Source organism: Butyrivibrio sp., assembly GCF_015056685.1.
GTDB lineage: Bacteria > Bacillota > Clostridia > Lachnospirales > Lachnospiraceae > Butyrivibrio.
The window spans coordinates 102,184-118,137 of the sequence record NZ_SVFW01000001.1 but is presented as its reverse complement, the minus strand read 5'-3'; the positions used below and the strand labels follow the sequence as shown (position 1 = coordinate 118,137).

Sequence of the window (15,954 nt, the reverse complement as noted above, 5' to 3'; positions counted from 1 at the left end):
ATTATGAAGCAATATACTGCTAACGAGCTTAGAAAAGCTTGGAAAGATTTTTATATTAAAAGAGGCCACGTTGACTGTGGTGCTGTATCTCTTGTTTCTGACGGTTCAACAGGTGTTATGTTCAACGTTGCAGGAATGCAGCCACTTATGCCTTATCTTTTAGGTAAAAAGCATCCTCTTGGAACAAGACTTTGCAATGTTCAGGGATGTGTTCGTACTAACGATATTGATTCTGTTGGTGATAAGAGCCATGGAACATTCTTTGAAATGATGGGAAGCTGGTCTCTTGGAGACTATTTCAAAAAAGAGCGTTGCCAGTGGAGTTTTGAACTCCTTACTGAGCTCTTTGGCTTTGACGCTGATCATCTTGCAGCTACTGTATTTGCAGGTGATGAGAATGCACCAAGAGATGAAGAAGGTGCTAAATACCGTATTGAGTCAGGTTTCAAGCCTGAGAACATTTATTATCTTCCTGCTGAAGACAACTGGTGGGGACTTGAATATGGTCCATGCGGTCCTGACAGTGAGATGTTCTATGTGAAGGATATTCCTGATTGCGGCCCTAACTGCGGTCCTGGATGTCACTGTGGCAAGTATACTGAGATCGGTAATGATGTTTTCATGCAGTATGAGAAGCACCATGACGGACATCTTACACCACTTGCTCAGAAGAACGTTGATACAGGTTGGGGACTTGAGCGTATTCTTGCTTTCCTTAACGGTACTGATGACGTTTATAAGATCGATCTTCATGCTCCTGTAATTTCTTACATAGAAAAAGAGAGCGGAATTAAATATGACACTGATGAGAAGAGCACAAGATCAATGAGAATTTTCGCTGATCATACACGTACATCTGTTATGCTCATTGGTGATGAAGCTAAGCTTTTACCTTCTAACACAGGCGCCGGATATATACTTAGAAGACTTATCCGTCGTGCAGTCAGACATGCAAGAGCTCTTGGACTTAAGAAAGAACATATTCTTGGAGTAGCTTCAATTTATCTTGATGAGTATTCTGAGAGCTATGAGAATCTTGTTAAGAACCGTAGCTTTGTTCTTCAGGAACTTGGAAGAGAGATCGACCGTTTTGAGTCTACTCTTGAAAATGGTATGAAAGAGTTCAAGAAGATCCTTGATAAGACAACTTCTGAAGGAAAGAAAGCAATCGAAGGAAAAGATGCATTCTTCCTTTATGATACATTTGGATTCCCTGTAGAGCTTACTGTAGAGCTTGCAGAGGAAGAGGGCTTTACTGTTGATGAGAAGGGCTTTGCCGTTGCAATGGAAGAGCAGAAACAGAAAGCCAGAGACAATCAGAATTTCGCTGCAAATCTTACAACAGGCGCAGGCTTATTCGATGAACTTGCAGAGGATATTAAGTGTGAATTTGTAGGATATGATTCTCTTTCATGCGAAGGCAGCGTTGTTGCTATGGCAGGCGCAGAGGCACTTACAGACAGCCTTTCAGAGGGACAGCAGGGAACAATCATTACTGATAAGACATCCTTCTATGGCACAATGGGTGGCCAGGTTGGAGATATCGGTGAGATAACAGGAAAAGATGGAGCTAAGTTCAAAGTATCAGAAACTGTTAAAGTTGCCGGTGGAAGAACAGCTCATGTTGGAACTGTTGTAAAGGGAAGTTTTAAGGTATCTGACAAGGTAACTTTGGATGTTGACGCTGAGAACAGAGCTAAAACATGCAGAAACCATTCAGCTACACACCTTCTTCAGAAAGCTCTTCAGGAAGTTCTGGGCGATGGCGTTGAGCAGGCCGGTTCTTATCAGGATCCTGACAAGACAAGATTTGACTTTAGCTATCATCAGGCTATGACTGCTGAAGAGATCAAGAAAGTTGAAGATATAGTTAATGCCAAGATTTTGGAAGCACTTCCTGTTGTTACAAAGGAAATGACTTTGGAAGAAGCCAAGAAGACAGGAGCTATGGCTCTGTTTGGCGAGAAGTATGGCGATACAGTAAGAGTTGTAAATATGGGAGACTTCTCTATTGAGCTCTGTGGTGGTACACATGTATCTAATACAAGCCATATCGGTCTCTTTAAGATCGTAGCAGAGAGCGGTGTTGCAGCAGGCGTTCGTCGTATAGAAGCGCTTACTGGAAGCAACGCAAGAGATTACTATCTGAATGTAGAGCAGACACTTAATGCATCAGCTAAACTTGTTAAGGCAAACGCTTCTGATCTCGTTGAGCATATCAAGAAGCTTCAGGATGAGCTTAAGGCACTTAGAAGTGAGAATGAGTCACTTAAGAGCAAAGAGGCACAGGCTGCACTTGGCGATGTTACAGATCAGGTTAAGGAAGTTGCAGGAGTTAAGCTCCTTGCTACATCTGTTAAGGGCGTAGACATGAACGGTCTCCGTGATCTTGGAGATCAGATGAAGACAAAGCTTGGCGAAGGCGTTGTAGTTCTTATTTCTGAAACTGATGGTAAGGTTAACCTTATTACAATGGCTACAGATGAAGCTCTTGCAAAGGGAGCTCATGCAGGTAACCTTATCAAAGCAATTGCGCCAATAGTAGGAGGCGGCGGTGGCGGTCGTCCTAACATGGCTCAGGCTGGTGGTAAGAATCCTGCCGGAATTAATGATGCTCTTGCAGAGGCAGAAAAAGTTCTTGCAAATCAGATAAAATAATTCTTGACGCATATACTTTTTGTGATATAATTGATAATGTTATGTGAGCTATCATGCTCAGAATAAGCATAATAAATAACCCAATCAGTCATGTACTTGAAGGGACTGAAGGGAGGGTAAGAGTAGAGATGTCAACTGTAGTAGTAAAAGAAAACGAGACTTTGGATAGCGCACTGCGTCGTTTTAAGAGAAGTTGCGCAAAGGCTGGTATCCAGCAGGAGATCCGTAAGAGAGAACACTACGAGAAGCCTAGCGTTAGACGCAAGAAAAAGTCTGAAGCAGCAAGAAAGCGCAAATATAACTAAATCTAATAAAAAGCCTTTGGTTTATGCCAAAGGCTTTTTTGCTGCACAAGGATAATATGTTTTTTGACCTTGGGGTTTTATCTATGATAAAATAATCGTCGTATGTCATTTATGCTTAGAAAGAAAAAAGAGTATGGCTATATATTTAGTAATTGCACTTATCGTGCTGATCATAATATGCGTTCTGATTATTTATCATGATACACATAGTTTTGTTGTGAGGAATTACGAGGTAAGCTCTGACAAAGTAAAAGGCAACTTTAAGTTTGTTTTTCTTTCAGACCTTCATGGTTATGTTTTGGGCCAAAATAATGAAAAGCTTATAGCTGCTATAGATGAGATAAATCCTGATGCTATAATTTGCGGCGGAGATATGTTTACAGCCCATGCCAAAGACGGAAAGATTAAATTCGAGCCTGGATTTGATCTTATCAAGAATCTTTCCGGCAAATATAAGGTCTATTATGGAAATGGTAATCATGAGTACAAGGTGAAGGCCTTCACGAAAGAATTCGGTAATTTCTATGATAGGTATAAGAGCAGACTGAAAAAAGAGGGAGTTGTCTTTTTGGAGAATGACTCTGTTTTGATTGAAGATAAAAACATAAGGATCACAGGTCTTGACCTGAATCTTGATTACTTTAGAAAAGTAGTGAAAAGAAAAATGGATCCTTCACTGATGGGAAGACTTGTCGGCAATATTAATGACAAAGAAAAAGGGGAGTTCAGACTTTTAATCGCCCATAATCCTCAGTATTTTGAAAATTATGCTTCGTGGGGAGCTGATCTTACCGTGTCAGGACATGTTCATGGCGGCATTGTGAGACTTCCTATTCTTGGCGGTGTAATTTCTCCGTCGATAGCTCTTTTTCCAAAGTATGATGGAGGTTTGTATAGAAAAGGTGATAAGACAATGATCCTTGGCAGAGGACTTGGAACTCATACTATACATGTGAGATTTTTTAATCCCGGGGAAGTTTGCGTAGTGAATATAAAAGGCGGGATTTGAGATATTTGGTATGAATTGTTTTGTGAGGAGATTTTATGTCACTAGAGATTAAGCTTCAGGTCTTTGAGGGGCCAATGGACCTTTTGATGCACCTGATAGATAAAAACCAGATAGATATCTATGATATTCCTATTGTGACCATTACGGAACAGTACATGGAATACATCAATGCCATGCAAAAAGAGGATATGGAAGTTACCAGCGAGTTCCTGGTAATGGCTGCAACTCTTATTGATATCAAGTGCAAAATGCTTCTTCCTAAAGAAGTCAACGAGGACGGAGAGGAAGAGGATCCAAGAGCTGAACTTGTTGAAAAGCTTCTTGAGTATAAAATGTACAAATATATGGCCTATGAACTTAAAGACAGGCAGATGGATGCGGGCTTGTCCTGGTTCAGACATAAGGATATTCCCAAAGAGGTAAAAGAATACGAGGCGCCAATAGATTTTAGCGATCTTATTGGTGATGCGACTCTCACAAAGCTCAACGAGATCTTCCAGGAACTTTTAAAAAGGCAGGAAGATAAGGTGGATCCAATCCGTAGTAAGTTTGGAAATATTGAGAAAGAAACTGTGGATATGGATGCCAAGACGCTTTATATCAAGGCATATATTAGAGAGCATAAGAGTTTTAGCTTTAGACAGCTCTTGGAAAAACAACACAGTAAGACAGAGGTTATTGTTACGTTCCTTATAGTGCTTGAGGAAATGAAGCTTGGAGAAATAGAGATACAGCAGGACGGAACCTTTGCAGATATAATAATTACTTCCAGAAAGGCAAGCTGATATTATGACAAAAGAAGAAGGCGCAGGAATAGTAGAGGCTATTCTTTTTACCATGGGTGATTCAGTTGAGATAAGCGCTCTGGCCAAGGCAATGGAGACTGAATCAAAAGAGATAAAGAAATATATTGAGTATTTAAAAGAGAAATATGAGAAAAAGGACAGCGGTATAGGTATCATAGAACTTGAGAACGCTGTTCAGCTTTGTACCAAAAAAGAAATGTATGAATATTTGGTAAAGATTGCGAAAACTCCTAAAAAGGCGGTTCTGACTGACTCTCTAATGGAAACACTTTCCATAATCGCGTACAAGCAGCCAATCACAAGGCTTGAAGTGGAAAAAATAAGAGGAGTAAACAGTGATCACGCAGTTAACAGGCTTGTGGAGTTTGGACTTGTTCAGGAGCTTGGCAGACTGGATGCTCCCGGAAGACCACTGCTTTTTGGAACAACAGAAGAGTTCTTAAGGAGCTTTGGAGTAAGGAGCCTTGAAGAGCTTCCAACAATAGGCCCTGTGCAGGTTGAAGAGTTCAAGGCACAGGCTGAAGAGGAAGTAAATGTAAAATTGGATATCTAATTTATTAAAAGATAGGGAAAATACTGAATTTTTATGTATTTTCTCTTTTTTTTGGCTTTTTTTATGATATACTATACTCTGACTTAAGTTGCGGGTTTATGCGATTTGAGATTGTGAAAAAATGCACAATAATCAAATAACATAGTTGCACACATTCACATAAAATTTATTGGAGGTTAAACACATGAGTAGTTCTTCACAAGCGAGTCAAAGAATAAATGCTTTGCTCGACGAAAACAGTTTCGTTGAAATTGGCGGCCTTGTGACAGCCAGAAACACAGATTTCAATCTGAAACAGGAAGAAACACCATCTGATGGAGTAGTTACCGGATATGGTGTTATCGACGGCAATCTTGTATATGTATACAGTCAGGATGCGTCAGTACTTGGCGGTTCTATTGGCGAAATGCATGCAAAGAAGATCGTTCGCCTGTATGAGCTGGCAATCAAGACAGGTTCACCTGTGATCGGTCTTATCGATTCAGCAGGACTTCGTCTTCAGGAGGCAACAGATGCACTTAATGCATTTGGAGAAATTTATCTTAAGCAGGTGGAGGCTTCCGGAGTTGTTCCACAGATAACAGCCATCTTCGGCACATGTGGTGGAGGACTTGCACTTATTCCTTCGATCACTGACTTTACATTCATGGAAGCTGATAAGGCAAAACTTTTTGTTAATTCTCCTAACGTACTTGCAGGAAATTACAAAGAGAAATGCGATACATCAGCTGCTAAATGGCAGGCTTCAGAGGTAGGTAATGTTGATGTTGTAACAGATGAGGCATCTATCTATACTCAGATCAGAGAGCTTGTTTCAATCCTTCCTTCAAACAATGAGGACAGCGATTCATATCAGGAATGCACTGATGATCTTAACAGAGCATGCGAGAACCTTGACGGCGCAGCTGCAGATCCTGCACTTGTTGCTGCACAGGTTTCTGATAATGGTCTTTTCTTTGAGACAAAGAGAGATTATGCAAAAGAGATGGTTACTGGATTTATCAGACTTAATGGCGCAACAGTAGGCCTTGTTGGTAACCGTACAGCTATTTTTGATGAAAACGGCAAAGAGGCAGAGAAGTTTGAAGACAAGCTTACTGCACATGCTTGTGAGAAGGCTGCAGATTTTGTTAATTTCTGTGATGCTTTTGATATCCCTGTTCTTACACTTACAAACGCAACAGGCTTTGGCTCATCAAAGTGTGATGAGAGACATGTAGCTAAGGCTGCAGGAAAGCTTGTTTATGCACTTGCAAATGCTACAGTTCCTAAGGTTAACCTTGTAACTGGTAAGGCTTTTGGTAGTGCTTACGTTATCATGAACTCTAAGGCAATCGGTGCAGATGTAACTATCAGCTGGCCTGATACACAGATCGGTACAATGGATGCAAATCTTGCTGCCAAGATCATGTGCGATGGAAAAGATGCTGAGACAGTAGCAAAGGCTGCATCTGATTATGCACAGCTTCAGAACAATGTTAAGAGTGCTGCAGCAAGAGGCTATGTTGATGAGATCATCGAGCCTGCTGATACAAGAAAGTATGTTATTGGCGCATTCGAGATGCTTTTTACAAAGAGAGATGAGCGTCCTGCTAAGAAACACGGCACAGTTTAATGAAGGGAGCACTCAAAATGAAGAGTAAATTTTTGGTTTTGGGAGTTGTTCTTAGCTGCTTCCTAAGTCTGAGTGCCTGTGGACAGGAAACAAAGACAAAGACAATCGATAGCAGCAAGTACCCAGCTGAAATGTTCAACGAGTCTTCTATTGTTTCTTACATGAATAACTTAGAGGATCAGAATTTCGAAGCATGGTACGCGGACGGAATTACTCCTGACAATTTCGAAGAAAAACTTTATGTTGCACTTGCCATGAAGTTTAGAACTGAAACTTCAAACGGAATGGAGAGAACTGTACTTGATGGCGTTGATGAAGATTTTTACAATGCTATAAAGTCTGGTTACACAAGCTGGTATAAAGCCCTTGATGAGATCGGTTATACCAGTGATGCAACACTTGCTGATGAGCTTTATATTTCAGATGTTAATTACTACACTAACGATGATGAGCAGCTTGTAATTGATGCTACACTTCAGGGCACAAAGCACTCCGCATTGTTCCAGGTATATATGAACAATGAGACAATGGCTACTGATATGGGTATCACAGTTAATAAGTCAAGCGCTGAGAAACTTGAGAATGCCGGTCTTAATACACTTCTTGGTATGGGAATGGCTTTCTCGGTTCTTATTATCATTTCACTTATTATATCTCTGTTCCCTATCTTTATTGGTGGAAACAAGAAAAAGAAAGTTAATGATAAAGAACTTGCAAAAGAAGCAATGGACAACACAATCAGCCAGATCGAAGAGAAAGAAGATCTTGTTGGTGATGCTGAGCTTGTTGCAGTTATAGCAGCTGCTATTGCAGCTTATGAAGGAAGTGCAAGCACAGATGGCTTCCAGGTTAGATCAATCAGAAAAGTAAATAAAAATTGGAAAAGATAAGGAGTATACACAATGAAGAACTATACAATAACCGTTAACGGAAACGTATATGATGTAACAGTAGAAGAAGGCGCAGGTTCAGGAGCAGCTCCTGTAGCAGCTGCAGCTCCTGCAGTTAAGGCTCCAGCAGCTCCTGCAAAGAAGGCAAGCGCTGGCGCAGGTTCAATCAAGGTTGAAGCTGGTGCAGCAGGAAAAGTACTTAAGATCAATGCTAGTGTTGGTCAGGCTGTAAAGAAGGGTGACACAGTTGTTACTATCGAATCAATGAAGATGGAGATCCCTATGGTTGCTCCTGCAGATGGAACTGTAGCAAGTGTTGATGTTGCTGCTGGCGATTCTGTTGAGGCTGGAACTGTTCTTGCAACTCTTAACTAATTAAATTGTCAGAGAATATTATTGTTGTTTTATAAAAACAGAAATGAGGATAAAAAATGGATTACGTTGTTAATACATTATCTAATCTCTGGCAGCAAACTGCATTTACAACCATGACTCCTGGTAACTATATCATGGTAGTTGTTGCTCTTGTGTTTATGTATCTTGCTATAGCTAAGGGATTTGAGCCTTTACTTTTGGTACCAATTTCATTTGGTATGCTTCTTGTTAATATCTATCCGGATATTATGGCAGAGCCTGTAGGCGGAGCAGCCGGCGGACTTTTACATTATTTCTATATCCTGGATGAATATGCAATTCTTCCTTCACTGATATTCCTTGGTGTTGGAGCGATGACAGACTTTGGACCACTTATTGCAAACCCTATCAGCTTCCTTATGGGAGCAGGTGCTCAGTTTGGTATTTTCGCTGCTTATTTCATGGCTATTTTCTTTGGCTTTAATGATCAGCAGGCTGCAGCAGTATCTATTATCGGTGGTGCAGATGGCCCTACTTCAATCTTCCTTGCAAGTAAGCTTCATCAGACTTCAATCTTAGGACCTATTGCCGTTGCTGCTTATTCATACATGGCTTTGGTTCCTATGATCCAGCCACCTATCATGAAGGCTCTTACTACAGATAAAGAGAGAAAGATCAGAATGTCTCAGCTTCGTGAAGTATCTAAGCTTGAGAAGATTCTTTTCCCTATCATCGTTACTATCGTAGTAAGCATGATTCTTCCTACAACAGCACCTCTTATTGGTATGTTGATGCTGGGAAATCTCTTTAGAGAGTCAGGAGTTGTTCGTCAGCTTCAGGAAACAGCTTCTAATGCACTTATGTATATCGTAGTTATCCTTCTTGGTACATCAGTAGGTGCTACAACAAGTGCTGAGGCCTTCCTTAACACAACAACTCTTATCATAGTAGTACTTGGACTTATAGCATTCGCATTTGGTACAGCAGCCGGATGTCTTTTAGGAAAGCTCCTTTGCTTTATTACAAAGGGCAAGATCAATCCTCTTATCGGTTCAGCGGGTGTATCTGCTGTTCCTATGGCTGCACGTGTATCACAGAAGGTTGGTGCAGAGTATGATCCATCAAACTTCCTGCTCATGCATGCTATGGGACCTAACGTAGCCGGTGTTATTGGTACAGCCGTTGTTGCTGGAACATTCATGGCTGTCTTCGGTGTATAAAAAGACTTTTTATAATTTAGAAAGGATGTAATAGATATGGCAGAATTAGAGAGAAAACCAGTTCGTATCAATGAGACTGTTCTGCGTGATGCTCATCAGTCACTTATTGCAACAAGAATGCCTACAGAGGTTATGTTGCCTATCATTGATACAATGGATAAGGTTGGATATAACGCAGTAGAGTGCTGGGGCGGTGCTACATTTGACGCTTGCATGAGATTCCTTAAGGAAGACCCATGGGAGAGACTTAGAAAACTCCGTGACGGCTTTAAGAACACAAAACTTCAGATGCTTTTAAGAGGACAGAATATCCTTGGTTACAAGCATTATCCAGATGACGTAGTAGAGTATTTCGTACAGAAGTCTATTGCAAACGGTATTGATATCATCAGAATCTTTGACTGTCTTAATGACCTTAGAAACCTTGAGGCTTCAGTTAAGGCTTGTAAGAAAGAGGGCGGTCATGCTCAGATAGCTCTTGCTTACACACTTGGTGATGCTTATACAGAAGAGTACTGGATGAACATTGCAAAGGAAATCGAGTCAATGGGTGCAGATTCTATCTGTATCAAGGATATGGCAGGACTTCTTCTTCCTTACGAGGCAGAGAAGCTTGTTAAGGCACTTAAGAGTGCTACAAAACTTCCTATTGACCTTCACACACATTACACTTCAGGTGTTGCCAGCATGACTTACATGAAGGCTGCTGAAGCAGGTGTTGATATTATTGACTGTGCTATTTCTCCATTTGCACTTGGAACATCACAGCCAGCTACAGAAGTTATGGTAGAAGCATTCAAGGGACAACCTTTCGAGACTGGTCTTGATCAGAAACTTCTTGCTAAGATCGCAGATCACTTCAGACCATACAGAGAAGAGTGCCTTGCTAGCGGACTTATGGACCCTAAGGTTCTTGGTGTTAATATCAAGACTCTTATGTATCAGGTTCCTGGTGGAATGCTTTCAAACATGGTTTCACAGCTTAAAGAGCAGAACGCAAGCGATAAGTATGATACAGTTCTTGAGGAAATCCCACGTGTTCGTAAGGACTTTGGTGAGCCACCTCTTGTTACACCATCATCACAGATCGTTGGTACTCAGGCCGTTATGAATGTACTTATGGGTGAGAGATACAAGGTTGCTACTGACCAGACTAAGGACCTTCTTGCCGGTGAGTATGGTAAGACAATTAAGCCATTCAATCCAGAAGTTCAGAAGAAGATCATTGGCGACAGAGAGGTTATCACATGCAGACCTGCAGATAAGCTCGAGCCAGGACTTCAGAAGTTTGAGAAAGAAGTTGCACAGTGGAAACAGCAGGATGAGGATACTCTTTCTTATGCATTGTTCCCACAGGTTGCTACAGACTTCTTCAAGTATCGTCTTGCACAGCAGGAAAAAGTTGATGTTACAGCTGCTGATACAAAGAATGGTGCATACCCAGTGTGATCAATCACATATTGTAACGGGATAAATGAATAATAAAAGATGGAATTTTGTTATATTTACATACAAAATTCCATCTTTTTTAATTTTTTTACATGATTCATTTGAACAAGCATATGTTAAAATATTAGTATGAATGAGTATAGACGTCATAGACAAAATAGAAAACCGGTCGAAATAGGCGAGCGTCAGGTAAGAGAACTTAGAAAAACAGATCTCAACCGACAGATGCTGGCCTTAGATGAATGCAATGGATTCAGGATCAGACCAGGCTTTTATAATATGAATGGTGCGACCATGTTGGCAGATGGTGTAAACTTTACTGCTTATTCTAAGGGCGCAACATCAATTACACTTCTTTTGTATAACCGAGGAGAGGCAACTCCTTTTGCACATATTCCTTTCCCTGAGAGCTACAGGATAGGAAATGTGTATTCGATGATAGTATTTGGCCTTGATATTGAGAATATAGAGTACTGTTATAGCGTTGATGGTCCCTGGGACCCGGAAAAAGGCCTTTTATTCAATAAAGACCATCTTCTTTTGGATCCTTATGCAAAGGCGGTTTCAGGCCAAAGAATATGGGGACAGAGCCCCAATAAGGATGGCGCTTACAGAGCCAGGATCGTAAGAAATAATTTTGAATGGAATGATACAAACAGTCTGTGTACACCTATGAATGACACCGTTATTTACGAGATGCATGTTCGTGGATTTACCATGGATCCTTCATCAGGTGTAAAGTGCAGAGGCACATTCGAAGGCATAAAAGAAAAGGCTGAATACCTTAGAAAGCTTGGTATCTCGGCTGTGGAGCTTATGCCTATTTTTGAATTTGATGAAACAAGGGATAAACGAATTGTAAATGGTAAGACTCTCCTTGATTACTGGGGATATAATACCATCAGTTTTTTTGCCCCCAATACAAGCTATGCTTCTGAAAGTGAGTACAATAAAGAGGGCGTAGAATTAAAACGCATGATAAAAGCTCTTAAGGATAACGGAATTGAAGTTATCCTTGATGTTGTGTTCAATCACACAGCTGAAGGTAATGAAAACGGACCATTTATATCATTTAAAGGCTTTGATAATAATATCTATTATCTGCTGACACCTTATGGACAATATTACAATTTCAGTGGTTGCGGAAATACCATGAACTGTAATCATCCCATGGTACAGGAACTGATAGTAGAGTGCCTTAGATACTGGGCTATTGAATACAGAGTGGATGGATTCAGATTTGATCTTGCAAGTATCCTTGGAAGAGACCAGGATGGTTCTCCAATGGAAAGACCACCTCTTATCCAGAGACTTGCCTATGACCCCATTCTTGGAAATGTAAAGCTTATCGCTGAGGCATGGGATGCCGGCGGAATGTATCAGGTTGGTAATTTCCCTGCATGGAAAAGATGGGCTGAGTGGAACGGAAAATACCGAGATGATATAAGATCTTATCTAAAGGGCGATATATGGGCTGCTCCTGAAGCTGTAAAGCGCATCACAGGATCCATGGACATGTATGGCGGCTCATACCTTGGATATGATTCTTCAGTAAACTTCATTACCTGTCACGACGGATTTACTCTTTATGACCTGTATTCTTACAATGGTAAGCACAATGAAGATAATGGCTGGAATAATACAGATGGAGCCAATGATAACAGAAGCTGGAACTGCGGAGCTGAAGGAGAGACCACAGATAAAAATATCCTGGACCTCAGGTTCAAAATGATGAGAAATGCCATAACGGTTCTTATGTGCAGCCGTGGAACTCCGATGATCTATGCGGGAGATGAATTTGGCAATACTCAGTTTGGCAATAATAATGCTTATTGCCAGGATAATGAGATATCTTGGCTTAACTGGGATCTTTTAAAAAAGAACAAAAACTATTTTGACTTCTATAGAAATATGATCCAGTTTAGAAGAAAACATCCGGCTATAAGAAAGGATTTACTGCCTTCACATTGTGGCTACCCTCATATTAGTATTCATACAGAAAATCCTGATAATGGGAACATTACAAAGGATTCGAGGGTAATCTGTGTAAGATACGCCGGATTTATTGAAAAAAAGAATCATGATGATATAGTTTATGTTGCGATCAATGCATACTGGGAGGATATTCAGATCATGCTTCCGAATCCTCCGGAAGGTGCGTATTGGTCACTTTGCGTTGATACAGGTGATGAGAGCGGCAAGCATTTTTATAACAGACCTAAGCCTCTTACCTGGAGAAACAGGACATTGAAAGCCAGAAGTGTAAACGTATTTATTGTTTCTTTTGGAGCGGAGTATGGCGTCTAATAAAGAAAATAAAGACAAGTTTATAGTCGGTGGCTACGAGTTTTTAACAGAAACAGATGCTGAAAAGGGCACACTTGATCTTTCAAAGATAAAAGTTCTGGAGACCAAGGTTAAGGTCAGCAGACCTGATGATATGCTGGCAGTTTATGAAAAGGCAATTCAAAACAGAATTTTTAAAACTCCTCTTGGATGGAGATATCTGACTGACCTTAGAGAAAAGCTTCTTGAAAAAGGTTTTGAAGAGCAGGACCTGATTCCTATACCACTGGAGATTCCTATGACCAGGCAGTCTTCTCTTGATAAGCTTTCCTCGAAAAAGAAGGAGAATCCATCAGGAGAAAAAGTACATTTTGGAAGAATTTTATCTATTGTTCTTAACGTAGCGCTTATTATTGTGGTAATCTTAATGTTTGTAATTGCTTCTACCAGCGAAAATGATAATATCATTAATTACAAAAGAAATATCACAAACCGCTACTCTGCTTGGGATGAAGAACTAAAAGAGCGAGAAAAGGCTGTGCGTGAAGCAGAAAAAAGGCTTGGCATCGCTGACTCTAAAGGGTATGATGAGGGAGATGTAAGTTACTGATTTTAGGAGGACATAATTAATGGATGATCTTAAGATACTTGTTGTTGATGACGAGAGCAGAATGAGAAAACTCGTCAAAGACTTTTTGATAAAAGATGGATATATAGTTCTTGAAGCAGGCGATGGACAGCAGGCACTTGATATGTTTTATGAGGATAAGGATATAGCTCTTATCATTTTGGACGTTATGATGCCAAAGCGTGACGGATGGGAAGTCTGCAGAGAGATCAGAACTAATTCCAAGGTTCCGATCATTATGCTTACAGCAAAATCTGAGGAAAGAGATGAGCTTCTCGGATTTGAACTTGGAGTAGATGAATATATCTCAAAACCATTTAGTCCAAAGATTCTTGCTGCAAGAGTTTCAGCTATTCTTAGAAGAACTAATCAGGCAGCAAATAACCAGGTCATGGAACTTGGCGGTATTGTTGTAAACAAGGTTGCACATAGCGTATTTGTGGATGGAAAAGAGATTGAACTTAGCTATAAGGAATTCGAGCTTCTTTCATTCTTCTTTGAAAATAAGGGAGTTGCTCTTTCAAGAGAAAAGATCCTTAACAACGTTTGGAATTATGACTATTTTGGAGATGCCCGTACTATCGATACCCATGTTAAAAAGCTTCGTGGCAAACTGGGATCTAAGGGCGATATGATCAAGACAATTTGGGGAATGGGGTATAAATTTGAAGAAAACTGATGCTCCTATAGAAAAAACCAAAACTCATTCCATAAGATTTGAAATCAGTTCAGCATTTATTTTTACTTTGATAATGGCGTTTGGTTTTTGCCTGGTAATAAATCTTTTCTTCATGGAACAGTTTTATGTTCAAAACAAGAGAGAAGCGATCATTCAGGCTTATAGAAGCATTGCACAGGCCATAAGCGACGGTGACATTACCTCAGAGGAATTCGATGTTGAGATCACCCACATCTGTGAGCGATACAATATTGAGATGATAGTTCTTGATGCTGATTCTTTAACTATAAAATCTTCTGCCAATAATGCTGAGCAGCTGACCAAGATCTTGTGGGACAATATCCTTGATTCAGATAATAACAATGATAAGGAGATCATTGATATTGGAGAGGGCTACACTCTTCAGATTGAAAAAGACCGCGCTACCGGGCGAAAATATCTGGAAATGTGGGGCGTTGTAGGTGCAGGAAACCTTATTCTTGTTCGCTCCACTATGGAAAGTATCAAGGATAGTGTATCGATATCTAACACCTTCATGGCATATGTAGGTGTTATTGCTATTGTTGTAGGTTCTGTGGTTATTCTTTATATATCCAAAAAGATAACCGATCCTATTAAGCGTCTTTATCTTATTTCTGATAAGATGAAGAACCTGAACTTTGAAGCCAAGTATGAAAATACAGAGAACTATAACAACGAGATTGATATTCTTGGGCAAAACATGAACGAACTTTCTGAGACTCTTGAGCAGACTATCAAAGAGCTCAAAAATGCGAATATTACCTTGAAACAGGATATCGCTCAGAAGGAAGAAATTGATGAAATGAGAAAAGAATTTCTTTCTAACGTATCCCATGAGCTTAAGACACCAATTGCTCTGATACAAGGTTATGCAGAGGGACTCAGGGAAGGAATAAATGACGATCCTGAGAGCAGGGATTTTTATTGCGATGTCATCATGGACGAAGCGTCCAAGATGAATATAATGGTAAAAAAGCTTCTTACCTTGAATCAGCTTGAATTTGGTAATGAGAAAGCCAATATGGACAGATTTGATATTGTCGAATTGGTCCGTAACTATATTAAATCTGCAGAGCTACTGGCAAGGCAAAAAGAAGCTACAATACAATTTGATGTTGAGGAGCCTATATTTGTTTGGGGTGATGAATTCAAGGTAGAGGAGGTCTTGCAGAATTATTACAGTAACGCTCTTAACCACATTGACGGCGAAAAGATCATAGAGATAAAAGTGGTCAAACTTGATAATCATGCAAGAGTTTCAGTATTTAACACAGGAAAACCTATTCCCAAGGAAAGTATTGGACATATTTGGGAGAAATTTTATAAGGTTGATAAGGCCAGAACCAGAGAGTACGGGGGAAGCGGTGTAGGCTTGTCAATCGTAAAGGCTATAATGGAGAGTATGAATCAGGCTTACGGCGTGATCAACTATGACAACGGTGTTGAGTTTTACTTTGAACTAGAGACAGAATAAAGTAATG

The 15,954-nt window shown here is 40.2% G+C and carries 14 protein-coding genes; all 14 read left to right on the top strand.

Features of this window, described 5'->3' with window-relative positions; all coding sequences use genetic code 11:
* Positions 1-3 precede the first annotated feature (3 nt).
* The 14 genes from alaS (at position 4) to E7303_RS00440 (ending at position 15,947) form a co-directional block, all read left to right on the top strand.
* Positions 4-2,658 (top strand): alanine--tRNA ligase, encoded by a 2,655-nt coding sequence (gene alaS, locus E7303_RS00505; protein WP_292143343.1) that lies wholly within the window; start codon positions 4-6, stop codon positions 2,656-2,658.
* Positions 2,659-2,786: 128 nt separating this feature from the next.
* The gene (gene rpsU, locus E7303_RS00500) at positions 2,787-2,963 is read left to right on the top strand and encodes a 30S ribosomal protein S21 (protein WP_013280615.1); all 177 of its coding nucleotides are present in this window, start codon (positions 2,787-2,789) and stop codon (positions 2,961-2,963) included.
* Positions 2,964-3,096: 133 nt separating this feature from the next.
* A complete protein-coding gene (locus E7303_RS00495) occupies positions 3,097-3,972 on the top strand; it encodes a metallophosphoesterase (RefSeq protein WP_292143342.1) in 876 nt (291 codons plus the stop codon).
* 35 nt (positions 3,973-4,007) lie between these two features.
* Positions 4,008-4,757: a segregation and condensation protein A gene (locus tag E7303_RS00490; RefSeq protein WP_292143341.1), complete on the top strand. Its 750-nt coding sequence runs from the start codon at positions 4,008-4,010 to the stop codon at positions 4,755-4,757.
* Between the two features lie 4 nt (positions 4,758-4,761).
* Positions 4,762-5,331: an SMC-Scp complex subunit ScpB gene (scpB, locus tag E7303_RS00485; RefSeq protein ID WP_022773224.1), complete on the top strand. Its 570-nt coding sequence runs from the start codon at positions 4,762-4,764 to the stop codon at positions 5,329-5,331.
* Between the two features lie 184 nt (positions 5,332-5,515).
* Entirely contained in the window at positions 5,516-6,946 is a 1,431-nt protein-coding gene (locus tag E7303_RS00480; protein WP_022773223.1) for an acyl-CoA carboxylase subunit beta, read from the top strand.
* A gap of 17 nt (positions 6,947-6,963) precedes the next feature.
* Positions 6,964-7,836, top strand: a complete 873-nt coding sequence (locus E7303_RS00475) for an OadG family transporter subunit (protein WP_292143340.1) — start codon at positions 6,964-6,966, stop codon at positions 7,834-7,836.
* Positions 7,837-7,848: 12 nt separating this feature from the next.
* On the top strand, positions 7,849-8,211 hold the full coding sequence (locus tag E7303_RS00470; protein WP_022773220.1) for a biotin/lipoyl-containing protein: 363 nt from the start codon (positions 7,849-7,851) through the stop codon (positions 8,209-8,211).
* Between the two features lie 56 nt (positions 8,212-8,267).
* Complete coding sequence (locus E7303_RS00465; RefSeq protein WP_292143339.1) at positions 8,268-9,410, top strand: sodium ion-translocating decarboxylase subunit beta; 1,143 nt, start codon at positions 8,268-8,270, stop codon at positions 9,408-9,410.
* Positions 9,411-9,446: 36 nt separating this feature from the next.
* Positions 9,447-10,859, top strand: a complete 1,413-nt coding sequence (locus E7303_RS00460) for an oxaloacetate decarboxylase subunit alpha (protein WP_292143338.1) — start codon at positions 9,447-9,449, stop codon at positions 10,857-10,859.
* Positions 10,860-10,988: 129 nt separating this feature from the next.
* The gene (gene glgX, locus E7303_RS00455) at positions 10,989-13,166 is read left to right on the top strand and encodes a glycogen debranching protein GlgX (protein WP_330601596.1); all 2,178 of its coding nucleotides are present in this window, start codon (positions 10,989-10,991) and stop codon (positions 13,164-13,166) included.
* Positions 13,156-13,755 carry a hypothetical protein gene (locus E7303_RS00450; protein ID WP_292143337.1) on the top strand — a complete coding sequence of 200 codons (600 nt, stop codon included), beginning with the start codon at positions 13,156-13,158 and terminating at the stop codon, positions 13,753-13,755. The genes glgX and E7303_RS00450 overlap by 11 nt, the downstream gene beginning before the upstream one ends.
* 19 nt (positions 13,756-13,774) lie before the next feature.
* Entirely contained in the window at positions 13,775-14,452 is a 678-nt protein-coding gene (locus tag E7303_RS00445; RefSeq protein WP_022773213.1) for a response regulator transcription factor, read from the top strand.
* Positions 14,439-15,947, top strand: a complete 1,509-nt coding sequence (locus tag E7303_RS00440; RefSeq protein WP_292143336.1) for a HAMP domain-containing sensor histidine kinase — start codon at positions 14,439-14,441, stop codon at positions 15,945-15,947. Before E7303_RS00445 ends, E7303_RS00440 begins: the two co-directional genes overlap by 14 nt.
* Positions 15,948-15,954: the final 7 nt, after the last annotated feature.